This window comes from Paenibacillus peoriae KCTC 3763 (genome assembly GCF_000236805.1).
Lineage (GTDB): Bacteria > Bacillota > Bacilli > Paenibacillales > Paenibacillaceae > Paenibacillus > Paenibacillus peoriae.
Genome location: NZ_AGFX01000011.1, coordinates 309,163 through 333,716, shown reverse-complemented (window position 1 = coordinate 333,716; position 24,554 = coordinate 309,163). Strand labels below are relative to the sequence as shown.

The following is a 24,554-nucleotide window of genomic DNA, read 5'->3' as shown; positions in this document are numbered from 1 at the left end:
CAATAGCGCCCGGTGTGTGACAACCGCCCAAACTGCGCTGCGGACTACCTTTTACGGGCAAGGCGCTCCATTTCTTTTACTAAAATATCTGCCGAGTCAGGCTTGCCAAGTGCAGACGCCGACTCTGCCATCCGGTTACGCAATGCTTCATCCCCCATAATTCCCGCAATGGTCTGAAACAGAGAAGAACCGCTCAATTCCTTTTCCACGATCATTACCGAAGCGCCTGCCTTTTCGAGTGTGCGGGCATTGGCCTCCTGATGATTATTGGTCACATTAGGTGATGGAATCAGAATGGACGGAATACCCAACGATGTAATCTCGGCCAAAAAGGACGCGCCAGCGCGATTAACGATTAAAGAGGTACAAGCCAGCACCTCTGGCATATTGTGAATATAGGGAAGCACGTGAAGATGGTTGGGCAATGAGCCGATCTGATTCCGTATGCTGTCGAGCGTCTGTTCATAGTAAGATTCACCAGTCACATATACAAAATGGACGTCTTTCAGTTGCGAAAGTTGCGGAGCCATGGCAATCATAGCATCATTAATAGCCTTCGCCCCCCTGCTGCCACCTACCACAAGTACAACCGTGCTATTCATCGGAACCCCGATCGTAGCAAAGCCTCGATCCCGGTTAGCCAAACGAACTGTCGTAGCGCGTGGATTACCGGTATACAATACATTTTTGGCTTTGGGAAAAGCTCCTTCAGAGCCTTCAAAGCTAACGGCAACCGTATCTACATAGCGGCTCAGAAATGCATTGGTCAGGCCTGGAATCGCATTTTGCTCATGAATAATGCTGGGTATGCCCAGCTTGGAAGCTGCATAGACGACAGGGCCGCATACATAGCCCCCAGTGCCTATGACGATATCTGGCTTGAATTTTTTTAATAACGCTTTGGACCTGCGAACCCCTTGGAAAAAGCGCATGATCGTTTTTATATTTTCCACAGACAAGCTGCGACGAAATCCTGTGATATCAATAGCCTCAAATGGAATTTTTTCCTGAGGAACCAGCTTGCTTTCGAGTCCTCGTTGACCGCCAATGTATAAAAATTCAGCGTCCGGATTAATCTCTTCGCACTGTCTGGCTACGGCCAGCGCCGGATAAATATGCCCTCCGGTACCGCCGCCGCTCAACACGACGCGCATAAACGCTCACCTCGCATAACGTGATAAATTCAGTAAAATACCCAACGCAGTTAGCATCAGCGTCAGAGAAGAACCTCCATAGCTGATTAAGGGCAATGTTATTCCTGTCACCGGCATTAAGCCGATGACAACACCGATGTTAATGACAACCTGCACGGCGACCATTCCGACAATGCCTACCGCAAGCAAGCTGCCGTAGGTGTCGGGAATGGTAATAGCGACACGCATTCCTCTCCATACAAGTACCAGAAAGAGTCCCAGCACCGTCATTCCGCCGATAAAACCAAGCTCCTCCGCCAAAATAGAAAAGATAAAATCTGTCTGCGGCTCGGGAACATAACTGTATTTCTGCCGACTCATGCCAAGTCCCAGACCCGCCAATCCACCAGGTCCAATGGCATATAGCGATTGAATAATTTGATAGCCTGCTCCAAGCGGATCGGACCAAGGGTCCAGAAAAGCCGTAATCCGCTGGAGTCGATAAGGCGCAGCCGCGATCAGTGCAGCAAATCCTGCTGCCCCCGACAAGGCCAACAGACCAAGATGCTTCATGCGCGCACCAGCTGTAAATACGATCAGCATAGATGCTCCCATCATCACTGTACCTGTACCCAAATCGGGCTGCAGCATGATCAGGCCAAAGGCCAGTCCCATGAGTCCAAGCGGGGGCAATAGGCCACGCGTAAAAGAACTAATATCATAATCCGCACGACTGAGCCATTGGGCGAGATAAAGAATCATGCCCAGCTTCATAAACTCGGAAGGCTGAATGCCGAAAGAGCTGATACCCAGCCAGCTCCGTGCTCCGCCCCTAACTACACCAATGCCGGGAATTAACACGGCAACCAGCAACGCAAGACAGATCAACAGCACGACCTTGGCATATTTCTGCCAGATTCGATAGTCCGTTCGGGCAGTAAAATACATCGCTACAAGACCAAGCCCCGCAAAAAGCAATTGCCGTTTTACAAAATAGTAGGAGTCCCCGTACTCGTGAAAAGCGAGGACGGCGCCCGCGCTATATACCATAATCATGCCGATGGCTAACAAGCTTACAATACAGACGAAAAGCCATATATCCGGCGCCGAACGAGATTGCTTCATCAGGAGGCCACCCCTTGCATAAAAGTAGGGGCTTATCCAACCCCCCTACTTACAATTTATGCGCCGCCTCTTTAAAAATACGTCCACGCTCTTCATAGGATCGGAACATATCCCAGCTTGCACAAGCGGGTGAGAGTAATACCACATCTCCCGGCTCAGCAAATTCTGCCGCCTTGTTCACAGCCTCCACGAGCGTAGCGGCGGCGTCCTCCCCATTATCGACGACCTCGACATGCTCTATTCCGGCCTGATGGGCCCGATCTGCCAGCTTATGCCGTGTCTCACCCAAGAGCACAACGGCCTTTACATGCTCCTGCAGAGACGGTACAAGCTCCGTATAATCTGAGCCGCGATCCAACCCTCCGGCAATCAGTACAATGGGTTGCTTAAAGGAAGATAGGGCCATCATAGTCGCTTTGGAATTGGTTGCTTTGGAATTATTGTAATAGGCTGCTCCGGCATGCTCTATGACATATTCAAGCCGATGTTCTACACCGCGAAAAGCGCTTAATGGTTCTGCCAGCTTCGCAGGCTCTGCACCTGCGGCAATAGCTATTGCGCAAGCAGCCAGCGCATTTTCCACGTTAAAACGGCCCGGCAGGCCAATCTCGGCTACACCTATAATGGGATGCACCACCCCAAGGCTATCGCGATATACGATGCTTCGTTCGATATCATCCGTCACATCCGGTATGTATGGCGGGTCAGCAAACAACCCTTCCTGCAAACGTTCCGTCATCGAGAACGGAAGCAGCTTCGCCTTAATATAGGGCACAAGCTCCCGGCAGACCGGATCATCCCAGTTCACCACCGCTGTATCAGTAGACGTTTGATTGGCAAACAGACGTGCCTTGGATGCAACATAATCCTCCATGCCTCCATGGTAGTCCAGATGGGTCTCAGCTACATTGAGCAAGCAAGCAACAGCAGGCTTAAAATCCTTTGTTCCTTTTAATTGAAAGCTGCTCAGCTCCACAACCATCCACTCATCTGTCTTGGCGTCCACAGCCGCCTCACATAATGGAGTTCCGATATTACCAGCCACGATCGGATTCATGCCAGAAGACTCCAACAGCTTGCCCACCCACGTGGTCGTGGTCGTTTTACCATTGGAGCCGGTAATTCCGATGATCGGGGCTTTACACAGATGGTAGGCAACCTCAACTTCGGTCACAACCTCAATGCCGAGCTCGACAGCTTTCTGTACAGGCGGGGCGGTATAAGGGATGCCTGGATTTTTGACAACCAGCTTCACACCCGGATGAATCAGTCCCTCCGGGTGCCCCCCGCATAAAACGGAAATTCCCAAAGCCTCTAATTCAGAAGCTTCGGGACATTGTTCCCTGTCTTTTTTATCATTGACGGTCAGCTTGGCTCCTGCCTGATGCAGCACCTTGGCAACCTGTACACCGCTTTTGGCTAGACCTATAACGACAACTTCCTGATCTCGGTATGCGTCTGGATGGTTCATTTGTCTACAACCCCTTGTTGAGATAAAGTCCGAGTCCTGCCAGCAGCAGTCCTACAGCCCAGAATGTGATAACTACGCGCCATTCGGACCAGCCGGATAGCTCGAAATGATGATGAATTGGGCTCATTTTGAAAATGCGTTTGCCACGTGTTTTAAAGGAAGCCACCTGCAAGACCACGGACAGCATTTCAATCACGAATATGCCACCGATAATAATGAATAAAATTTCGCTTTTCGTAACGATAGCGATGGCACCCATAGCGCCACCGATGCCCAGCGAGCCCGTGTCGCCCATAAATACTTTGGCAGGGTGTGCATTGTATACAAGAAAACCAAGCACAGCACCAATCATCGCCGCTGAGCATACCGCAGCCGGAAGCGAGGTCGCCTGAATCGCGACGATGGCATAAGCGGCGAAGGCAATCGCACTGGTACCGGACAGCAGCCCGTCCAGCCCGTCTGTGAAATTGACAGCATTGCTGATTGCCAGCATCATGATAATGATGAACGGGTAGTAAAACCAGCCGCCCCAATCAAATGACCATGAGGTACCCGGAATGCCGATGGCAGTACTATGATCATTGCTGAGCAAAAGCCAGCACATAATCCCGCCAAACAATAATTGCCCGAACAGCTTTTGGCGCGCCGTCAGACCCAGTGAGCGCTTGAATACAATTTTGATATAGTCATCCAAAAAGCCGATCAGCCCGAAGCCGAGCGTAGCGACCAATAAAACGTAAAAGTCCGTATTTTTGATAGCTGAAAACTTAAGAAAGGTCAGCGTAAAAGCCAGCAAAATCACGATACCGCCCATTGTAGGCGTACCTATCTTTTTAAGATGGCTTTGTGGCCCGTCATCCCGGACCTGCTGGCCGAATTTCATACGCCGCAGCAGCGGAATAAGCAGTGGAGCGGCAATGACCGCCAGTATAAACGATACGACGATCGTCAGCAGTAATAATTGAATATCCATGGGAGTCTTCCTCTCGTCAACATCAGTTCTGTAGCGGACCGTTTTTCAGCGCATCCACAATTTCTTCCAATCGCATCCCTCTGGATGCCTTAACCAGCACAATATCATTAGCATGGAGATAAGTCCGCAAATGGTGGATCAGCTTTTCCTTATCCGTATAAGCGTGTACTTGTTCAGTTGGCATTAGCCCTAAAGCTCCCTGCGCAATAGACATCCCCAGCTCACCGTAGGTAAACAGTTCCTCTACGTCGTGCTTAGCTGCAAAAAGCCCGATTTCCTCATGGAATTGCTTTTCCTCCGGTCCCAGCTCCAGCATATCACCAAGCACGGCAATTTTACGTCCGTCCGTTTTGTACCCGGATAACGTCTGTAGTGCAGCCTTCATTGAAGCAGGACTGGCGTTATAGGCATCGTTTAGCACAGTAAGTCCGTCAGAGCATCTCACAACCTCAATGCGCATACCTGTCAGTTTCAAAGACGACAGCCCTTTGCGTATATGATCTGCATCGACATTAAAATGACGCGCTACCGCCAGCGCTGCCAACCCGTTTACAATATTGTGCTGTCCAAGCAAGGGGAGTCGGAAAGCCTCTTTGCCAGCTTGGGCTGTTGTGAATAAGCTGCCTTCTTCATCCGAAGTGATCGCTGTTGGATAATCATCATTGTTCTTGGATATCCCGAACGTAAACCATTTTAAACCTTCAGGCTTGACCGTTGCAGGCTCCGCCAGCACTTGTGGCAATAGTGGTTCATCACCGTTGTAGATCAGCAAACCACCGGGCTTGAGGCCACTGGCGATTTCCAGCTTTGCACGAGCGATTTCCGCGCGGGAACCGAGCTGGAGCAAGTGAGACTCGCCTATATTGGTAATGACGGCAACATCCGGCCTTGCAATATTAGTTAGCAGGCGGATCTCACCGCGTCCGCTCATCCCCATTTCAAGAATAAGAATATCTGTATCCTGCGGCATGGACAGTACCGTTAAAGGCAAACCGATATGATTGTTATAATTTCCTTCGGTTTTGTGTACTTTAAAAGTCGTGTCCAACAGAGCCGTCACGATGTCTTTAGTCGTCGTCTTACCGTTGCTTCCTGTGATTCCAACGACTGAAACGCCAGTTTCACACAAATATGCAGCTGCCAGCTGCTGGAGAGCTTCTAATGTATCCTCTACTTCTATGGCGTTTCCCGCTGGAGGCGCTCCGTGATCCTTTTGCCATAAAAAAGCAGCTGCACCTGCCTCGCTCATGATCTGCTGCACATAATTATGCCCGTCAAATCGCTCGCCGGAAAGTGGAACGAACAGCCCTTGGCTTTGCGGCTTGCGTGAATCTGTAAAAACGCCCTCAACCATCTGTTCAGCGTCCGCTTCACTGTGAAGCGTTCCCCCGCTCATGGAGGCAATTTGACCGATTGTTCTTTTCATCACTTGGATAAACCCCTTATCGCTTCTTTGGCTACGATGCGGTCATCGAATTCATGCACCGTTTTTCCGATCAGCTGGTAGGTCTCATGACCTTTTCCCGCAATCAATACTACATCGTCAGGGCTTGCCATTTCAATAGCTTTATGAATAGCAGCTCTGCGATCTACGATCAGCTCGTATCGTTCTGCGGCTACCCCTTCGTCAATCAGCCCCTGCTCGATGTCTTTCAAGATAACTTGCGGGTCCTCTGTTCGGGGGTTGTCGGAAGTAATAAACGAATGATCGCTGTATCGCGCGGCAATCTTTCCCATCAAAGGACGTTTGGTACGATCCCGATCTCCACCGCATCCAAATACACACCATATTTTACCAACCACAAATTCCTTAACCGTGCGAAGAACGTTTTCCAATCCGTCCGGAGTATGGGCGTAATCTACAATCACGGCAAATGGCTGACCCGCATCTACAGGCTCTACCCGCCCGTCTACGCCTGCTATAGACTCCAGACTGTGCTTAATATCGGCCAGCGAGATCCCTTCCAGTAAAGCAGCCGTGATGGCTGCTAATGCGTTGTACACATTGAATTTGCCTACCATTCGAAGCTCAATATCGGTATTCCCTTTAAAAGTGGACACATGGAAGGAGGTTCCCTTCGCGCCAATCATGATACGGGATGCCTGCACATCTGATTCCTTTTCCACACCGTATGTAATGACTTGGGCCGCAGTTTGAGCCTGGAAGTAAGAAGAGGCCGGATCATCCGCATTCAGAACAGCATATTTACTGTCCGCCGCATCCCGCGAGAAGCCATTTCCCAATCTGGAAAACAAAAGTCCTTTGGCAGCAAGGTACTCCTCCATTGTGTTGTGATAATCCAGGTGATCCTGTGTCAGGTTTGTAAATATAGCGGTACGAAAATCAGTTCCTTTGACGCGTCCCTGCTCCAGTGCATGTGAGGATACCTCCATGACACAGCATTGAACACCTTGCTCTGCCATATTTCCGAGATAACGTTGCAGCTCTACCGCTTCGGGCGTAGTGCCTGACATAGGGTGAGACTGACCACCATAGCGCATTTGAATCGTACCGATCAGTCCGGTGTTTACTCCGGCATCATTCATGATTTTTTCAATTAGATAAGTAATCGTGGTTTTGCCGTTTGTTCCGGTGATGCCGATCATTCGCAATCGGCGGCTCGGTGAATCAAACATATAATCCGACAAAACCGCCATGGCATAACGAGCGTCCTTAACCACAAGCTGTGGAACAGGCACATCCAGCTCCCGCTCTACAACCAAGGCTGCCGCACCGGACGCAATTGCCTGCCCGGCATAGTCATGTCCGTCCACTGTAAAACCGGGCAAGCACAGAAACAAGTCTCCCTGCTCCACCCGACGTGAATCCGCCCCGATTCCTCGGCAATCCACTGTACCGTCCCCCACAATGCGGGAGGCGGCCAGCAGTGAAGCCAATTGTTGAAGCTCCATCTTTCATTCCTCCATTGCTTTCTCGTTATTCATAGTATGGTATAAAAAAAACCTATCAATCCCCCATATAAATACGGATCGTTGATCCCCGTTCCAATCTGGAGCCCGGCTTCGGTGCCTGACTGACAACCGTCTTGCCTGACCCGGATTTTACAAGCATAAAGTTCATATTCATATCTTCGTACAAATCAGCCACCCCGGCACCTACCAGATCAGGTACGGTTTCAATCGGATTTTCTCCATACTTGTACACTTTGGGAATTTGATTGGTGCGGGGTGGGACTTTCAAAGCAATCAGCGCATCCTTTAAAATTTTTTGTACGATTGGTGCAGCAACTACCCCGCCGAATTGAACGCCTTTCGGGTTATCAACAGCAGTGTACACAACAATCTGCGGGTCATCCGCGGGAGCAAAGCCGATAAAAGATACAATATGCTCCGAAGAAGAATAATGTCCGTTAATGACCTTCTGCGCTGTACCCGTTTTACCGCCCACCCGGTAGCCCTCAATAAAAGCGGGACGACCTGTGCCTTTGGCAACGACGCTCTCCAACGCTTCCCTCACCTGTCGGGAGGTATCCTCTGAAACAACCCTTCGCACCAACTCCGGCTCTACTTGTTCCAGCACCTTGCCTGTTTCCGGCTGAATCCAGCTTTTTGTAATGTGAGGCTTATAAAGGTTACCACCATTAATTGCAGCAGATACCGCCGTCACCTGCTGGATCGGAGTGACTGAAACCCCTTGACCAAAGGCGGTTGTCGCCAGTTCTACAGGCCCGACCTGGGGCAGTTTGAATAAAATACCATTTCCCTCACCAATCATGTCGATGCCTGTTTTGCTGCCAAAGCCGAAATTGCGAATGTACTTGAACAGTGTTTCTTTGCCCAAACGCTGACCTAACGTTACAAAACCGGGGTTGCAAGAATTCTCCACCACTTGAAGAAAGGTCTCGCTACCATGACCGGCTTTTTTCCAACAGCGCAGACGCGCCCCGCCGACTTCAATATATCCCGGATCAAAAAAACGGTCATTTTTGAGGTCTACTTTCTTTTCATCTAACGCAGCGGCCAGTGTAATAATTTTAAACGTAGAACCAGGTTCGTAGGTCATCCAGATCGGCAAATTCCGATTGTAAATTTCAGGCGCATATTGCTTGTATAGCGCTGGCTCATAACTTGGTCGCCCAGCCATGCCCAGTATCTCACCCGTCTTGGGATTCATGGCAATAGATAAGGCCGAGTTGGCCTGAAATTTGACCATAGCTTGGTCAAGCTCTCGCTCCATAATGGACTGCACAGACTTATCAATGGTCAATTGTAAATTCAGACCATCCTTCGGCTCAATGTACTTTTCAGAAGAACCGGGCATCAACCGTCCACCTGCATCGGATAAATATGCAATGCTCCCATCAATGCCCCGAAGCTTGCTGTTTTGCTGCTTCTCTACGCCTGTCAGCCCTTGATTATCAATTCCTGTAAATCCGAGAATATGAGCCGCCAGATCGCCATAGGGATAATAACGTTTGTTGTCCTCAGCAACAACGATACCCGGCAGCTTCAAATCACGAATTTGCTGCGCTTTCTCCATCGTAATTTTCCGTCCGCCGGGCTGAAGTTTTTGGCTTGCAGTTCGTTTGGTAATGAGCTTAAGCACTTTATCCTCGCTCATATCCAGCAAGGGCGCCAGCTTTCGTGCCGTTTCTTCCGGCTGCTTAATCTGTACGGGTATCGCCATAACTGTTGGTGAACTGACATTATAGGTCAATGCCGTACCCTGCCGGTCCAAAATTTCACCACGCTTGGCGGCAAAAGGAATATTGCGGCGCCACGAATCCTCAGCCTTGGCCGAGAGCTCGCCTCCCTTTCCCAATTGAACATAGGCAAGCCGGATCGACAAGGCCGTGAACAGTACAAACAATCCCAGCAGCCCCCACACCAGCCTGCGCCGCATGATCACGTTAGATTTTTTCAAACGCGCCCCCTCCGTTCTTCCAAATACTCATGACATGTCTTACCTCATGAATATTCAAAAAAACGGACGTTAGAACAAGCTATCAATTATCCTCGCCTTTAATAGCGGCAGCACTTTTTTCATCTGCTATAGCAGAATTTCCTCCATTGGGAGGCCTGACGCTTGTGCTTGCATTCGCAGTAGTATCGGTACCGGTGTCGGTTTTGAGATTGGTACCCGTCTTCGCTGCACTGCCTGACTGATTTGTAGCAATACCTGTGGCCTGATCCGGCGTGTCATCCGGTTTCACTCCGGTTACGGTTTCCTTGGCTGGCTGGAGCTTCACACTGACGGTCCGCTTGCCATTCACCATTTGTGCCTTTTGAGAGACAACGTAACCCTCTCCACTCACCTGGACACCAACCTTCATAAGCGTCAAAACTTGAAGTGTGTCACGCAATGAAACACCTGTAAAGTCAGGGATGGTCATGTTGGCACTATCCTCGGTCAGCAAATAAATGCGTTGTCCCGATTTCATTTTGACGCCTGCCTCAGGATACTGGCGAACGATTTTGGAGCCTTTACCTACCGTTTCATAGGCAATCCCCTGTTTGAGCAATGCGTTTTGTGCATCCTTTTTCACCTGACCGGTTAATTGCGGTACAGTGGGCAGATCCACCGTTTTCACAGCAGAGCCATCTGTCTTATTCGCCTTGGTTCCTGTTTTGGGAACTCCCATATATTGCAGTGACTGGGACACGATTTTTTTAAATACAGGCGCCGCTGCCGTACCACCGCCTACCGATTTGTTAGGTTCGTCCATGACGACCAATACGGCTATTTTCGGATCATTTACCGGTGCAAATCCAATAAAGGACACGACATCCTTCGAATGGTCGTATACTTTGCCGACGACTTTCGTCGCCGTACCTGTTTTACCAGCAACACGATATCCGTCAATATAGGCAAGACGTCCTGTACCAATTTCCTGGTCAGACACGACCTGCTCCAGATAGCTGCTTGTCTGGACTGCCGATTCCTTCGAAATCACCTGACGGACTTCCTTAGGTTGAATCGTCTGCACTTCGTCCGTATCCGGATTCACAATTTCCTTCACAAGATGAGGCACCATTAGCTTACCCCCATTAGCAATGGCCGAAATCGCAGCTACCTGCTGGATAGGTGTCACCTGAACACGTCCGTGTCCAAAGGAAGCCGTTGCAACTTCGGATTTGTATTGGGTATGGAATGTGATAGCTCCAGCAGACTCACTCGGAAGATCAATCCCTGTTTTTAAACCAAATCCAAAGTTATTAATATAATTTTTCAACTTTTCGCCACCCAGCTTGTCCAGCCCTAGATGGACAAAACCGACGTTACTTGAACGCTTGACACCTTGAAGATAGGTTAACGTTCCCCAGTTACGGCTCACGTCGCGAATATCCCAGCCTCCGACCCTAACGACACCAGAGCGGTAGGTTTCATTCGGATTAAATACCTTTTCCTGAACCGCAGCAGCCAAGGTCACAATCTTAAACGTAGAACCCGGCTCGTAGATAGACTGAGTAGCATTATTACGAAAAGATTCCAATGGTGCACTCCCATATGTATTGGGATTAAAATTAGGATAACTAGCCATCCCGAGAACATCCATCGTTTGGGGATCTGCTGCTACAACAGTCATCGTTTTCGGGTTGTATTTTGCAATAGCTTCCTGCATGGCGTTCTCTATATAATACTGAATCGTATCATCAATCGTCAGCTTTAAATTTTTTCCATTTTGTGCCGGCTCATAGATACTTTCCGATCCCTGAAGAGGGACACCCTTCAGATCCCGCTGATAAAGAAGCTTGCCAGCCGTCCCTGAAAGCTCTTTATTATAATAAGCCTCCAGCCCCATGCCTGCTGTGCCATCTTTTCGTTGATAGCCAAGAACATGAGAAGCCAGTTTATTTTCGGGATAATAGCGTTTGGACTCCTTAGCGGTGTCCACCGCCCCAACCACTGCATACTTATCCTTTAAATATTTCTTAAACGTATCCACCTGTGCCTTGATCTCGGGATCTGCCTTCCAGCCACCATTACGGATTTCGCGATTTACCAAGTATTTCCCCTTACTGTCCTTGGCCGAAAGATGTCTTCTCAACTCATCCTCAGGTGTTTTAAGTAATTGATGCAGTTTGGCTACAACCTCGTTCTCCAAATCATATTCCTGGATGATACTCGGGTTGACCACTACCGTGTAAGCAGGTGCATCCGTAGCCAGCACGTTTCCTTTACGGTCTGTAATGGTTCCACGCTTGGGCAGAATCACCTGATCTTTTTCCACTTGAGCAACTACCTGTTTATGCCAATATTCCCCGCTTACGACCTGAATCCAAAATACCTTTAGCAGCAGAACAAGAAAAAAGAGGGTAATACATCCCCCTATCAGCAGTGTGCGAAGCTTTATTCTCTTGACCATAGCTCAAACCTCTCTGCAAAAAATGTACATTAGAGCATAGCTTGATGCTATGCTCTTAACTATTTGGCAGCCTGCTTTTCCACACGAATAGGTTCTTTTGTTGGCTCGATATATCCCTGCTGCTTTGCAGTTGGCGCAATCTGATTCTCGAGCCTCTCCTTTTGAATCTTCAGTTGGGCGATATTGGTCTGTAATTTAGAGATGTCCTTGCTGGCCGTATTAATCGCATAATTAATTTGATAAATATGGGCGTACCTGCCAATCAACATACCAGCAATGACTATGCACGCTACAAGTGTCAACAGATACAACAGCTTTTCCCGAATCGGTAGCTCTCTGCGGCGCGTAACGACTTTGGTGGTCTCACGAAACCGTTGTTGTTGAACCTGTTCCTGACGGGCTCTTTCTTTTACAGCCAAATTACCCCGTGTATAAGCCATGTCGCCTCTCCTTCTCATCAAATTTACAATTTCTCGGCAACTCTCAACTTGGCCGACCGGGACCGTGGATTATGCTCCAATTCCTGCTCTGATGCCACAATCGGCTTACGATTCACCAACTTTAGATCGCCTACCATTTTGTCATCCAAAATAGGCAAATCAGACGGATAGATGCTTTTCGCCAAATACTCCTTGAAAATATGTTTGCATATCCGATCCTCCAAGGAATGAAACGTAATAACCGAAATTCTGCCCCCTGGAGCCAGACATTTTATAGCCTGATGCAAAGTATCTTCCAGTGCACGAAGCTCATCATTCACAGCAATCCGCAAAGCCTGAAAGCTGCGTTTAGCCGGATGTCCCCCGGTTCTGCGTGCCGCAGCCGGAATTCCTTCTTTGATAATATCGACAAGTTCCCCCGTTGTGTGAATAGGCTTATTCATTCGACGTTCAATCATGATCTTCGCGATCCGTCGTGAAAACTTCTCTTCCCCGTATTGAAACAGAATACGTGCAATCTCTGCTTCCGGCCATTCATTGACAATTTCGTAAGCCGTAAGCGAGCTACTCTGATCCATCCGCATATCAAGCGGTGCATCATGGTTATAGCTGAATCCCCGTTCCCCCTCATCGAACTGGGGCGAGGATACACCCAGATCGAACAAAATGCCTTGGACCTGCGGGACGCCGTCTTTTTCGGGCAATCCCAGTTCGGCCAGCTTGTCCTGCAGGTAGCGGAAGTTGGATTTCACTAATGAAATCTTTCCTTGATAGGCCGACAGCTTCTCACGCGCATTGTCCAATGCCCAATCGTCCTGATCAAAGGCGATGAGCCTTCCCTCAGGGCCGAGCTGTGACGCAATGACGGAACTGTGTCCTGCCCCTCCCAACGTGCAGTCCACATAGATCCCGTCCTGCCTGATGTTTAGTGCCTGTGTTGCTTCTTCCTTGAGTACGGTAATGTGGTGAAACAAACGACTGACCTCCTAAAATTACAATTCAAAGTTGAAATCAACCAATTTCTCAGCAATATCGTTAAATGCTTCTTCTGATTGGCTGAAATATTGCTCCCAAGTGTGCTTGCTCCAAATCTCTACCCGAGTGGACACTCCCAATACGACGCACTCTTTTGTGAGCTTGGCGTATTCGCACAATTTCCCCGGTAAATTTACCCTGCCCTGTTTGTCCAATTCGCATTCAGTCGCTCCCGAGAAAAAAAATCGGGTAAACGCCCGCGCATCAGCTTTCATCAGAGGCAGTGCCTTTAATTTTTTCTCCATGACAGCCCACTCATCCATGGGATACACGAAGAGGCATTGGTCCAGCCCGCGGGTAACTACGAACGAGGCACCGAGAAGTTCACGAAATTTAGCCGGAACTGTAAGCCGACCCTTCTCATCAATGCTATGTTGGAACTCCCCCATAAACATTGGTTCGTCACCCCTTACCTCATTCTCCCACTTTGGCCCACTTTCCACCACCTAAGCATAATAGATTCGCTTTAAAAAATCAAAAACCTCTTTTTCATTACCAAAAAGTGATAGACGTCAAATCGATACGATTGTGTCTGTTATTGTAGCCCTCCGTCACAAGATGGCAAAAAGCCCCTTACTCCATGAAGCCGAACCCCCGACAATATGCATCAGGTTTCGAAACAACATAAAATAAAGGGCTTAATCTCCAATCCAGATGTTTAACCTATACCAGCATCTGGTTTAAAAGCTGAATGTCTTAACAGCCAGCATTGTGACTGGAAATGCTCCAGTTACGCGTTCCAGCTGTCCAGATAGATCTTTTGCTCTTCTGTTAAAGCATCAATTTTGATTCCAAGACTATCGAGTTTGAAGCGGGCTACTTGCTCATCAATTTCATAAGGCACATTAATAACAGCTTTGCCCAACTCGTTGTAACGATCATTCACGTATTTCAAACCAAGCGCCTGAAGCGCAAATGTAGTATCCATAATCTCTGCAGGGTGACCATCCGCAGCAGCCAAATTCACGAGACGCCCCTCTGCCAGCAAGTACATTTTACGCCCGTCTTTAAAGCGATACTCCTCAATGTTCCGACGGACCGTGCGAATGGATTCGGAGCGTTTGGCAAGCTCAGGCTTACTAACCTCTACATCAAAATGTCCTGCGTTGCACAGCACAGCCCCATCCTTCATAACATCAAAGTGCTCCCCGGTAATTACCGCTTTGTTTCCAGTTACTGTGATAAAGAAGTCACCCAGTTTAGCCGCTTCTACCATCGGCAATACATGGAAACCATCCATATGAGCTTCTACTGCCTTGATTGGATCAACTTCAGTTACAACAACATTGGCTCCTAAGCCTTTTGCTCGCATTGCAACCCCTTTGCCACACCAGCCATAGCCTACTACAACGACTGTACTGCCTGCCACAACCAGATTCGTTGTACGAATAATGCCGTCGAAAGCTGACTGTCCTGTACCATAGCGGTTGTCGAACAAATATTTGCAGTATGCATCATTCACGGCCACCATTGGAAAGTGAAGCTGCCCTTCTTTTTCCAATGCCTTCAAACGAATAATCCCTGTAGTGGTCTCCTCTGCTCCCCCACGGATGGTAGAAATCAGATCAGGCCGTTCGGATTGCAACAGAGTTACAAGATCACCGCCATCATCAATAATGAGGTCCGGCTTCGTTTCCAGCGCCTTAATTTGCAAATTTTTGAACTCTTCCGGATCCGGATTATATTTAGCCAAGACTGTAATCCCATCTTCAACCAATGCCGCGCAAACATCATCTTGTGTGGACAATGGATTACTACCGGTAATCGTGACCTGTGCTCCACCTGCCTGTACTACTTTAGCCAAATAAGCTGTTTTAGCCTCCAGATGCAGACAGATGGTTACCTTCAGACCTGCAAAAGGCTGTTCCTGCTCGAACTGTTGACGTATCCGGTTTAATACCGGCATGTGGGCTTCCACCCAATCAATTTTCAGATGGCCTTCAGGGGCCAGTTTAAGATCGTGAACAATGCTGTTTTGCAGAGAATGGGAAGTCATTATGTTGTTTCCTCCTTAGTATGGGTTGAATCTGCTAACACGGTAAAATCAATGCACTACACAAAAAATCTTACATAAATTATACATAAATTACACGATGCGTACCCGCCAGATCCGTTGGTATGTTCATAATCATATCAATCAAACCAAGACCGTGACGGTTTAGAAAATGATAGATCGTGTACACCCGCTCCTGTGGCTGGCCAAATGGAAAAAGTGACCACTCAATACGATCCCACTGGCGAAGTGCTGTTTCATTTTGCCGAAGGAGCGCTTCCTGAACTTTCGCCTCCAGATAAGCGATCTGCCCCAGAATTTTCTTGCTGTTGGTTTCTCCGAGCTGAAGCAAACCTTTTTCAATCAAACCTGTCTGCTGTACAAGCGGCTCGTATAGACGGGTAAAGGCTTCTTTCACCCCGGAAAACTGATCCTGAATCCCAAGCTGATCCTGGGCTGCAAGCCATTGTTTCTTCGACTCCTCAAGACCGTCCCCAACCTGTCCAAAAGTTAATTCGTGCTTAAGCATATACTTCTCTACACCCGGCTCTACCAGCGTAAAGGACATTCGGGGCAGCAGTATCGGCATCTGCATCTCTAGAACCCCGAAGGCGTCCCGGGTAATCGCCCAATAGGCAATTTCTCCTAGGCCCAGCACAGATGCCAGCACTGGAAACAGTGAATCCTGCATCAGAGGACGGGTTAGTACATTATTACTAAAACGTTCGGGATGTATATCCATCTCCCTAAGCAGTTCTTCCTGTGTAAAAGCTACCAAACCGCGCCGATCCGTAAATAGTCCACCTTGCTTGAAGAGCAGCAAACGTTCATCTTCATGGATATAAAAAAGATTCGCGCCACCTTCGTGTACATCCGCTTGTAAATGATAGCCGCAATCCACGATCCGCGCAGCAGCCGTCCGGTAAGCCTGCTCCAACTCATCATTGTGCTGAATCAACCGACGAAATACAGATGCTTCCAGCTTGCGCAGCGAAGGATCTGCTGAATCCAGCAGCACTAATCCATATTCGCCAAACAAAAGGCCCAGCAGCTTGGCAAAGGCCTCACTTAGTCCGTATGAATCGGTCAAACCGTGCTTAATCATACGCAAAATATCAGCCTTGTGCTCTGAGTCAGGCAAGCTTTGCTCTATATCCGCCATTGCCTGCTTCCACTCTACAGCATCCACTTTAATGGTACTAACCGAAGAACGGCGTTCAGGCTGCTTTTTCAGCTTGATTTTGATTGCTTGCGGGTCATTCGCCAGTACATATGTATGATTGACCTCATCCCAGTCATGATCTTCACCAGCAATCCAAAAGACGGGAATAACCGGACGTCCAAGCTTCTCCTCTGCTTCCCTCGCCGCCTTAATGATCGTGACCGCTTTGTAAATGACCAACATCGGACCTGTAAACAGTCCGCTCTGTTGTCCGCCAACTACGACTAAAGCATCTGGACTTTCCAGACGATCCAATGAAGCCCGAACTGCCTCATACGAATTGTATTGCTCATTGTATATGCGAAGACATGCTACGACTTCCTTACGGCTTAATCGCAGATGCTCCGTCTCATCCAGCCACTCCGCCCGTTGGGCATATGCATCGGCATGCAGAACATCGTACTCATACAAATCGCGTGCGCGCCCTGTACCCTGTGTATAATCTTCTGCCAAAGCCGACCCTCCGCGAAGCGTTTCAGGAATAATTCTCATGGGTCTGCCTCCTGTCTCCACCAAAGCCTTACTGCTTGATTGTACCGAAAGCCCCTCTCCGCGTCAAAGCTTCCTACAAAAAAAACCGCCGAGCAGCTCGACGGTTCGTGTGTAAAGCAGGATCAAGCGTAAGGCTCGGCCACAAAATGTCCTTTGGACACTTCGATCAGTGTAGCATTTTCCAGGTTATAAGCCCCTGCCTTATTATCGGACGCATCCTGAATTGGACCGCCTTGATCGTCAGGCATAATAATTCGATTCTTGTTGGCTTCGACTTCCGGATCAGGAAGTGGAATCGCCGACAAAAGCATTTTCGTATATGGATGGATCGGATTGGCATACAATTCAGAACTTTCAGCAAGCTCAACCATTTTGCCTCTATACATTACAGCTACCCGATCACTGATGTGCTTGACCATCGACAGATCGTGCGCAATAAACAGGTATGTCAAACCCAAACGTTCTTGAAGCTCTTTTAACAGGTTGACAACCTGAGCCTGAATGGACACGTCAAGCGCTGAAATCGGCTCATCACAAATAATGAATTTCGGATTAACCGCCAGTGCGCGGGCAATACCGATCCGTTGACGCTGTCCACCGGAAAACTCATGCGGATAACGAGTTGCGTGATCCGGGTTCAAACCAACCAGATCCAACAGCTCTTCAATCCGTTTTTTACGTTCGGCACGGCTACCCGCCATATTATGAATATCTAACGCCTCACCGATGATATCTGAAACCGTAAAACGCGGGTTCAATGATGCATATGGATCTTGAAAGATCATTTGCATATCACGACGCATGGCTTTCATTTTGCTTGGTGATAATTTGTAAATATCTGTACCGTTAAAACGTACGCTACCTGCTGTAGGCTCATATAAGCGCAAAATGGTACGACCCGCTGTAGATTTACCACAACCGGATTCACCTACCATCCCAAGTGTTTCACCTTCGCGAATATAGAAATTCAGGTTGTCCACCGCTTTGAGCACACGGTTTTTGCCAACATTAAAATATTTTTTAAGACCATCTACCTCAATTAAATTGTTGCTACTCACCATGATCTCACCTCCTATTTCTTCAGCTTCGGATCAAGCGCATCACGTAAGCCATCGCCAAAAAGGTTGAACGCAAGCATAATCAAACTGATCAAACCTGCCGGGAAAAGCATACGCCATGGATAGTACATCCATCCTGTCAGAGCTGATTCAATCATTGAGCCCAGTGACGCCTGAGGAGCCTGTACCCCTAATCCAAGGAAGCTCAGAAATGCCTCGGAGAAAATAGCGGTTGGAACGCTCAATGTCAGAGTAACGATGATCGGGCCAACAGCATTTGGCAACAAATGGCGGAACAGCAAGCGGCCTGCTCCAGCCCCCATGGAACGGGAAGCAAGTACAAATTCCCGGTTTTTGAGTTGCAGCATCTCACCGCGCACAATCCATGACATGTTAATCCACCCCGTTACACAGAGCGCAATAATAATGGTGGTAATACTTGGCTCCAGTACAACGAGCAGCAGGATTGTAACCAGCAAATAAGGAATGGAATACAAGATTTCAGAAAATTTATTCATGATTTCATCAACGCGGCCACCAAAGTAACCCATAATTCCACCATAAATAACACCCATCAGCAAGTCAATCATTGCTGCAGCCAGACCGATCGTCAAGGAAATTCGCGCCCCCATCGCTGTACGGACAAACATGTCACGACCAAGATCATCCGTTCCAAACCAGTGCTCCGCAGACGGTGCGAGATTTGTGCTCAGCAAATCATTAGAATAGTAGTTATAGGGTGACAATTTCGGACCAATCAGAGAAAAAAGCACGATTAAGACCAGCACAATCAAGCTAGTCATAGCCACCTTATTTTTACGAAGCCGTTCCCAAGCATCACGCCAAGCGGATAAGCTTTCACGCTGAATAACTTCAGACTGCTTTTCATCCGCTCCGATTCTCTTAAAGTCTTCTGGTTTCACCTGAAGCTTATCCAAGTTCACAGCATTATCTTTCACAGACATAAAGTTATCCCTCCTTTCCGCCAGTAAGCTTAATCCGTGGATCAATAAATCCATATGCAATATCTGTAATAAAACGCGCTGCCATCAATAAGATACCGTAAAAAATAGTTACTCCCATAATCATGGTATAATCACGGGTTGTAATACTATCAACAAACACCTTACCAATGCCGCCAATTCCGAAAATCCGTTCAATAACCACAGAACCAGTAATGATATTTGCAGTCATTGGACCAACATAGGTAACGACCGGCAAGATCGCATTCCGCACCACATGTTTAAACATAATCGTAACAGGCTGCAAGCCTTTCGCCTTGGCAGTCTTAATATAGTCAGCATGAAGTACTTCCAGCATACTGGAGCGTGTCAATCTAGCGATAAACGCAATCGGTTGAGCTGACAACGCAGCGACAGGCAGGACATAGTCCAGTGGACCTTCAAATCCCATAACATTAAACCAACCCAAATTCTGAGCGAAATAAAACTGGATTAGAGACGCCAGGACGAAACTGGGAACTGCAATTCCCATAATTGCCAAGATCATCGCAACGTTATCAATGAGCCTGCGATGGTACATCGCCGCTAGCATACCTAGCAAAACACCGACAATAATCGACACAACAATAGCTACAAAACCTAATTTAAGCGAAACCGAGAAAGTTTGCCCGATAATGTCAGTTACATCTTGATTCAATTTTTTCATGGAAATACCAAAATCACCTGAAGCAATATCACCCAAGTATTTAAAATATTGGACATATACAGGCTTATCCAGCCCATATTGCTCCATTAACCGGGCTTGAATCTCAGGAGAAGTCGCCTTTTCACTCATGAAGGGGTTACCCGGAATTGCTTTCATGAGAAAAAACGTCGCAGAGATCAGAATGAACAAAGATAGCAGCATGTAAAGAAATTTACTGATCAAATAACGCGTCATTGCCCGTTTACACCCCCCATAATTTTTTTTCGACACCATTCGATTTTATCGAAATAGAATTGGACAATCCAATCTACTTATTTGCATGGTTACGTGATGATGGAAAAGACTAGGACACAAAAAAAACGGGATATATATGGTTCAATCCACATATATATCCCGAAGTAACTTTCAAACTTCAGAATTGAGCTTCAGTTACTGTGTAATATACGCTCTTGTGAAATCAATTGCTCCACTAAAGTCAAGCGCGATGTCTTTTACATTCGGTTTCGTTAAAGAAACATTTGAATAGTAGTAAATCGGAAGCAATACCATATCATCTTGAACCAGAATTTTCTCTGCTTTCGCAAAATCTTCCATACGTTTAGCTGGATCAGTTTCTGTCTTAGCTGCTTGAATCAAAGCATCATATGCAGGGTTAGCGTAACCCGCATTGTTGTTACCGTTGCCTGTTGTCCACATATCCATGAATGTCATTGGATCATTGTAGTCGGCAGACCAACCAGCACGGGCAATTTGGTAATTCAGCTTGTTACGATTTTGAATAAATACGCCCCACTCTTGGTTTTGGGTTTTGATGTCCACACCAAGGTTTTTCTTCCACATATCAGCTACTGCCAAAGCAATCTTTTGGTGACTTTCACTGGAGTTATACAACAAGGTTACCGGAGGAAGTGTAGTCACGCCTTCTTCTTTCATACCTTCTTGAAGCAATTTCTTCGCTTCAGTGATGTCTTCTTTGAAATAATCATCTTTATGCTCAGAACGGAATTCCTGAGAAACTCCTTTGATACCTGGAGGTACGAAGCCGAATGCAGGAAGTTGTCCCCCCAATGTCACTCTGTCAACGATCGGTTGGCGTTCAATAGCCATCGCAAACGCTTTGCGGATTTTAACATTGTTAAATGGTTTTTCTGTTACATTAAATAAGTAGTAATACGTACTAGCAATTCCTTTAGCCTCGAATTCATTTGGCAACTCTTTTTTGACACCCGGAATTTGGTCTGCAGGAATTTCACCGTTCGGCAAACCAGAATAATCAAGTTGTCCACTTCTGTAAGAAGCCAGTTCCGTTGCACCGCTGTTTACCAGGGACATCGTAATTTTGTTCAGCTTGATTTGGTCTTTACCCCAATAGTTTTCGCTCTTGGTGACTTCGATCTTTTGACCGCTGTCCCAAGTTGTTAGCGTGAAAGGTCCATTAGTGATCATGCTATCTTTCTGAACAGCCCATTTGTCATTCCCTTTAATAGAAGGATGTACAGGGTAGAAAGTATAGAACGAGGTCAATCCAAGGAAGTAAGGAGTTGGGTTTACCAGTTCTACTTGCAATGTATGGTCATCAACAGCTTTGACACCTACATCTTTAAAGTCTGTAATTTTAGTTCCTTTAAAGGTTTTCGAAGTGCTCAGGTTGTAGCCCTCAGCATTTTTGATATAGTACAATTGATAAGCATATGGAGGTGCAGGAGCCGTGGAAGGATCCAATACCCGTTGCCAAGCAAATACGAAGTCACTTGCTTTGACTGGGTCGCCATTGCTCCATTTTGCATTATCACGAAGTTTGAACGTATAGGTTTTGCCGTCATCGGAAATTTTCCAAGATTCAGCTACGCCAGGGATTTCTTTGCCATCAGGCCCCATACGTACGAGACCTTCATACAAAGTTTTCAGAACCGTGTTAGTTTGGCTATCCTGAGCTTGTGCCGGATCGAAGGTTGGCGGTTCGGAAAGAAGGTTAATGCGCAAAATTTGTTTGTCGGCCGGAGCCGGCGTAGTTGATGCATTTTCTTGTGCGCCCTTACCATTGGTATCGTTCTTTGCGGAGCCACAGCCTGCAAGCAGTGCGCCAACTGCAAGAACGAGTGTCAAAAGGACTAAAAAGCTTTTCCTTTTCATCTAGCGTTTTCCCCCTAGTTCTAAAGTGGTATATGTTTATAGATTATACAACCAGCGGTCAAAAAAATCTACATTACATTTCTTTAAATTGAGCTTTTTTTTCAAAAAAACATGATTAATTCATATTTTTTCACCTTTTCATGTCATATTATATCACATTGAATTGAATATATTCTTAAATATACCAACGACAGTCAATAAAATATACGCCAATGACATCGCTATAAAAGTTAATCTCCAGACGGCTCTACATAATCTTTTACCATCGACCTTGCCTTTTATTCGATTTTGGGCACCTCCAATTAAACCCAGCGCCAATAGTAAAAGAAGTAAAATCAAATAAAAACCGAAGCGGGATGTGAAAATGACGTTAAAGAGTGCCGCGACGGAAAGAATCAGAAAAGCCGTGGTAATATCCATTGATGCAAGCAATGATTTCTTCTTTTCCATTTTAAGAATGTATCGACAAACCACAAATACGATCAAAAACGGAAAAAAGGGAAGAATACTGAATGTGCTAATAGTACCTTGTATAATACTCAACTGATCACCCCTCTTTTAGCCGCATGCCTTCAATTAATTGCCACAATACCTCATGAGTTGGTGCAGAAACCCCAGCCAACTCTGCCATCTGCACCAGTTGCCCGTTAATGGAAGCAACTTCTGTCATGGACTGTGCAAGCACATCGACCAGCATGGACGAATGGTTTTCTGCCGTTGCCTGGCAAACATTCATAATTTGCTCCCACCAACTGCTGTCCCAGTGGATACCACGGGCTTCAAACACTTGAATGCCTTCATCATACAGCTTGCGCATCATATGTAAACGAACAGGGTCCAAAAGCAGCTCGCCGTTACGAATTTGCCATATCGCCGTCAACGGATTGATCACGGCATTAATCAACAACTTGCGATACATACCATTCTCGATTTCTTTCGACAAGCAAACGTCAAATCCTGCTGCAAGCAGCCGATTTAGCACGTATTGTTTGAAATTCCTGTCCTGCGTCTGCCCCCGTTCCTCATCCCAGCCAATTTCAGTCACACCCGCTCCGGCATGCACAATAGATGCGGCTCCCTGTCTCTTGGCTCCTTCGGTCGTCACGGCAGGGTATAACTCGGCTTCGGGCCAGGCCTGTCTAATACGTTCAATATGTCCGATCCCGTTCTGTAAACAAACGATTCCCGTTTCTCTTTCCATCTTAGCCACAGGTAGAATCTGCTTTAATACTTCCTCGATAGCCCCCTGTTTGGTCATTAAAAAAATCCATTGTGCGGGAACATGTGAATTTAACCGCTGCCAATCTGCCAATGGAGCTACCTTTAATGTATCTCCAGGCACATGAACAGCTATCTCTCCCCTCTTGTCAAACACCGTAATTCCGTCACAGACAATGCTGCGTGCCTGTTCAAGTGTTCGTGTCCACAATCTCACATCAGTACCTGTGGCCGCCAGCCTTCCCGCGAACAATAATCCCAGTGAACCCGCTCCAATAATATCAATCACGTTTATATCGTCTCGCTTCCATCTTTTTTTCTACTATATCATATGCACTCCAGAGAAATACAAAAAACGCCAACTACGGCAAAGCACGAGTTGACGTTTTATATGGTATTTGCTGATGTAATCTTGCTACTCAATGCGCTCCAGATTTCCATTGGCGTCCATTTTGAATCTGGATTTAAGCTCATCCTCATCCTCAGTAATTAAAGCCAAGCGCCGTGCTCGGTCCATAATCTGAATCAGGGCTTTATAATCATCATTTACGACACGATAGTCAGTTTGCACTTCGTTGACTTCCTTGGACAGCCGATCATTAATGGAACGGAGCTGATTCAATTCTTCTTCCTTTTCCCGCAAATCCTTTTCCAGCATCTTAATCTGGCGATTGGTTTCCTGCACAGTTCCTTTCCATTGACGCAAAAAGCGAATCACCGCATCAATGGATAACGTATCCTCATTCATTCCATCCGATCTGTATCCCCCTTCGACCGTATCAAGTGTGGCAAAGGCCGCCACCTGCGATACTCCCACTGGGCTCTGCTTGCGGATATAACTACGTTTTTGACGCTGCGCTTTGGCAATGCTAATCGCTTCATCGTAGCGTTTGCGTACGCAACTGTTCCAGCGGAAGCCGCATGCCGCGGAGGTTCTTCCAATTTTTTGTCCAACCTCCTCAAATGCAGCGAGCTGTGTACCGCCTTCCCGGATATGACGCAATGTTACCTCCGCCAATATCAAATCATCTTCTGCACTCCATGCATCTTGTCTTATTGCAGTCATGCTTCTAGCCCTCCTAACAACATCCTGAAATAACCGTCTTCATGAACCGAGCTTGCCGGTATTTGAATAGGGTATAAAAGCTGTTTATTCATTCCTATGCCTCTCGTAGAGTTCATAGAATCTATTTGATACTAAATTGTATTTCCATTTCTGCAAGAACTCATACGTGAACGCAAACAGTTTTGGGTTTCAAGCATGC

At 47.2% G+C, this 24,554-nt stretch carries 20 protein-coding genes; all 20 read right to left on the bottom strand.

What is annotated here, in order from left to right; all coding sequences use genetic code 11:
• Nucleotides 1–44: 44 nt before the first annotated feature.
• The 20 genes from murG to KQI_RS0103800 all read right to left on the bottom strand — a co-directional run bounded on the left by murG (nt 45) and on the right by KQI_RS0103800 (nt 24,355).
• Complete coding sequence (gene murG / locus KQI_RS0103895) at nt 45–1,154, bottom strand: undecaprenyldiphospho-muramoylpentapeptide beta-N-acetylglucosaminyltransferase (protein ID WP_010345416.1); 1,110 nt, start codon at nt 1,152–1,154, stop codon at nt 45–47.
• 6 nt (nt 1,155–1,160) lie between these two features.
• Nucleotides 1,161–2,258 (bottom strand): stage V sporulation protein E, encoded by a 1,098-nt coding sequence (gene spoVE / locus KQI_RS0103890; protein WP_010345414.1) that lies wholly within the window; start codon nt 2,256–2,258, stop codon nt 1,161–1,163.
• Between the two features lie 49 nt (nt 2,259–2,307).
• Nucleotides 2,308–3,729 carry a UDP-N-acetylmuramoyl-L-alanine--D-glutamate ligase gene (gene murD, locus KQI_RS0103885; protein ID WP_010345412.1) on the bottom strand — a complete coding sequence of 474 codons (1,422 nt, stop codon included), beginning with the start codon at nt 3,727–3,729 and terminating at the stop codon, nt 2,308–2,310.
• A 4-nt stretch (nt 3,730–3,733) separates the two neighbouring features.
• Nucleotides 3,734–4,702 (bottom strand): phospho-N-acetylmuramoyl-pentapeptide-transferase, encoded by a 969-nt coding sequence (gene mraY, locus KQI_RS0103880; protein WP_010345410.1) that lies wholly within the window; start codon nt 4,700–4,702, stop codon nt 3,734–3,736.
• 22 nt (nt 4,703–4,724) lie between these two features.
• Nucleotides 4,725–6,128, bottom strand: a complete 1,404-nt coding sequence (locus KQI_RS0103875; protein WP_010345409.1) for a UDP-N-acetylmuramoyl-tripeptide--D-alanyl-D-alanine ligase — start codon at nt 6,126–6,128, stop codon at nt 4,725–4,727.
• Nucleotides 6,128–7,615, bottom strand: a complete 1,488-nt coding sequence (locus tag KQI_RS0103870; protein WP_010345408.1) for a UDP-N-acetylmuramoyl-L-alanyl-D-glutamate--2,6-diaminopimelate ligase — start codon at nt 7,613–7,615, stop codon at nt 6,128–6,130. The genes KQI_RS0103875 and KQI_RS0103870 overlap by 1 nt, the downstream gene beginning before the upstream one ends.
• A 55-nt stretch (nt 7,616–7,670) precedes the next feature.
• Nucleotides 7,671–9,587 (bottom strand): stage V sporulation protein D, encoded by a 1,917-nt coding sequence (locus tag KQI_RS0103865; protein ID WP_010345407.1) that lies wholly within the window; start codon nt 9,585–9,587, stop codon nt 7,671–7,673.
• A gap of 82 nt (nt 9,588–9,669) precedes the next feature.
• Nucleotides 9,670–12,030, bottom strand: coding sequence for a penicillin-binding transpeptidase domain-containing protein (locus KQI_RS0103860; RefSeq protein WP_010345406.1), 2,361 nt, complete (start codon nt 12,028–12,030; stop codon nt 9,670–9,672).
• Nucleotides 12,031–12,089: 59 nt separating this feature from the next.
• The gene (locus KQI_RS0103855; protein WP_010345405.1) at nt 12,090–12,470 is read right to left on the bottom strand and encodes a type VI secretion system membrane subunit TssM; all 381 of its coding nucleotides are present in this window, start codon (nt 12,468–12,470) and stop codon (nt 12,090–12,092) included.
• A gap of 23 nt (nt 12,471–12,493) precedes the next feature.
• On the bottom strand, nt 12,494–13,444 hold the full coding sequence (gene rsmH / locus KQI_RS0103850) for a 16S rRNA (cytosine(1402)-N(4))-methyltransferase RsmH (protein ID WP_010345403.1): 951 nt from the start codon (nt 13,442–13,444) through the stop codon (nt 12,494–12,496).
• Between the two features lie 18 nt (nt 13,445–13,462).
• Entirely contained in the window at nt 13,463–13,900 is a 438-nt protein-coding gene (gene mraZ, locus KQI_RS0103845) for a division/cell wall cluster transcriptional repressor MraZ (protein WP_010345402.1), read from the bottom strand.
• 335 nt (nt 13,901–14,235) lie between these two features.
• Nucleotides 14,236–15,501 carry an adenosylhomocysteinase gene (locus KQI_RS0103840; RefSeq protein WP_007431202.1) on the bottom strand — a complete coding sequence of 422 codons (1,266 nt, stop codon included), beginning with the start codon at nt 15,499–15,501 and terminating at the stop codon, nt 14,236–14,238.
• Between the two features lie 79 nt (nt 15,502–15,580).
• Nucleotides 15,581–17,212 carry a bacillithiol biosynthesis cysteine-adding enzyme BshC gene (gene bshC, locus KQI_RS0103835; protein WP_010345401.1) on the bottom strand — a complete coding sequence of 544 codons (1,632 nt, stop codon included), beginning with the start codon at nt 17,210–17,212 and terminating at the stop codon, nt 15,581–15,583.
• 122 nt (nt 17,213–17,334) lie between these two features.
• The gene (locus KQI_RS0103830; RefSeq protein ID WP_010345400.1) at nt 17,335–18,273 is read right to left on the bottom strand and encodes an ABC transporter ATP-binding protein; all 939 of its coding nucleotides are present in this window, start codon (nt 18,271–18,273) and stop codon (nt 17,335–17,337) included.
• A gap of 11 nt (nt 18,274–18,284) precedes the next feature.
• The gene (locus KQI_RS0103825; protein ID WP_010345399.1) at nt 18,285–19,235 is read right to left on the bottom strand and encodes an ABC transporter permease; all 951 of its coding nucleotides are present in this window, start codon (nt 19,233–19,235) and stop codon (nt 18,285–18,287) included.
• A 4-nt stretch (nt 19,236–19,239) separates the two neighbouring features.
• Complete coding sequence (locus KQI_RS0103820; RefSeq protein WP_010345398.1) at nt 19,240–20,172, bottom strand: ABC transporter permease; 933 nt, start codon at nt 20,170–20,172, stop codon at nt 19,240–19,242.
• A gap of 195 nt (nt 20,173–20,367) precedes the next feature.
• Nucleotides 20,368–22,071, bottom strand: coding sequence for a peptide ABC transporter substrate-binding protein (locus KQI_RS0103815; RefSeq protein ID WP_010345397.1), 1,704 nt, complete (start codon nt 22,069–22,071; stop codon nt 20,368–20,370).
• Between the two features lie 153 nt (nt 22,072–22,224).
• Complete coding sequence (locus KQI_RS0103810; protein ID WP_010345396.1) at nt 22,225–22,614, bottom strand: DUF3397 domain-containing protein; 390 nt, start codon at nt 22,612–22,614, stop codon at nt 22,225–22,227.
• 4 nt (nt 22,615–22,618) lie between these two features.
• Nucleotides 22,619–23,578 (bottom strand): ketopantoate reductase family protein, encoded by a 960-nt coding sequence (locus tag KQI_RS0103805; RefSeq protein ID WP_010345395.1) that lies wholly within the window; start codon nt 23,576–23,578, stop codon nt 22,619–22,621.
• A 126-nt stretch (nt 23,579–23,704) separates the two neighbouring features.
• Complete coding sequence (locus KQI_RS0103800; RefSeq protein WP_010345394.1) at nt 23,705–24,355, bottom strand: RsfA family transcriptional regulator; 651 nt, start codon at nt 24,353–24,355, stop codon at nt 23,705–23,707.
• Between the last annotated feature and the right edge of the window lie 199 nt (nt 24,356–24,554).

What these genes read in the sequence shown, in the direction of transcription:
- murG (WP_010345416.1), bottom strand. Translation starts at nt 1,154, where the DNA reads ATGCGCGTCGTGTTGAGCGGCGGCGGTACCGGAGGGCATATTTATCCG.
- spoVE (WP_010345414.1), bottom strand. Translation starts at nt 2,258, where the DNA reads ATGAAGCAATCTCGTTCGGCGCCGGATATATGGCTTTTCGTCTGTATT.
- murD (WP_010345412.1), bottom strand. Translation starts at nt 3,729, where the DNA reads ATGAACCATCCAGACGCATACCGAGATCAGGAAGTTGTCGTTATAGGT.
- mraY (WP_010345410.1), bottom strand. Translation starts at nt 4,702, where the DNA reads ATGGATATTCAATTATTACTGCTGACGATCGTCGTATCGTTTATACTG.
- KQI_RS0103875 (WP_010345409.1), bottom strand. Translation starts at nt 6,128, where the DNA reads ATGAAAAGAACAATCGGTCAAATTGCCTCCATGAGCGGGGGAACGCTT.
- KQI_RS0103870 (WP_010345408.1), bottom strand. Translation starts at nt 7,615, where the DNA reads ATGGAGCTTCAACAATTGGCTTCACTGCTGGCCGCCTCCCGCATTGTG.
- KQI_RS0103860 (WP_010345406.1), bottom strand. Translation starts at nt 12,030, where the DNA reads ATGGTCAAGAGAATAAAGCTTCGCACACTGCTGATAGGGGGATGTATT.
- KQI_RS0103855 (WP_010345405.1), bottom strand. Translation starts at nt 12,470, where the DNA reads ATGGCTTATACACGGGGTAATTTGGCTGTAAAAGAAAGAGCCCGTCAG.
- mraZ (WP_010345402.1), bottom strand. Translation starts at nt 13,900, where the DNA reads ATGTTTATGGGGGAGTTCCAACATAGCATTGATGAGAAGGGTCGGCTT.
- KQI_RS0103840 (WP_007431202.1), bottom strand. Translation starts at nt 15,501, where the DNA reads ATGACTTCCCATTCTCTGCAAAACAGCATTGTTCACGATCTTAAACTG.
- bshC (WP_010345401.1), bottom strand. Translation starts at nt 17,212, where the DNA reads ATGAGAATTATTCCTGAAACGCTTCGCGGAGGGTCGGCTTTGGCAGAA.
- KQI_RS0103830 (WP_010345400.1), bottom strand. Translation starts at nt 18,273, where the DNA reads ATGGTGAGTAGCAACAATTTAATTGAGGTAGATGGTCTTAAAAAATAT.
- KQI_RS0103825 (WP_010345399.1), bottom strand. Translation starts at nt 19,235, where the DNA reads ATGTCTGTGAAAGATAATGCTGTGAACTTGGATAAGCTTCAGGTGAAA.
- KQI_RS0103820 (WP_010345398.1), bottom strand. Translation starts at nt 20,172, where the DNA reads ATGACGCGTTATTTGATCAGTAAATTTCTTTACATGCTGCTATCTTTG.
- KQI_RS0103815 (WP_010345397.1), bottom strand. Translation starts at nt 22,071, where the DNA reads ATGAAAAGGAAAAGCTTTTTAGTCCTTTTGACACTCGTTCTTGCAGTT.
- KQI_RS0103800 (WP_010345394.1), bottom strand. Translation starts at nt 24,355, where the DNA reads ATGACTGCAATAAGACAAGATGCATGGAGTGCAGAAGATGATTTGATA.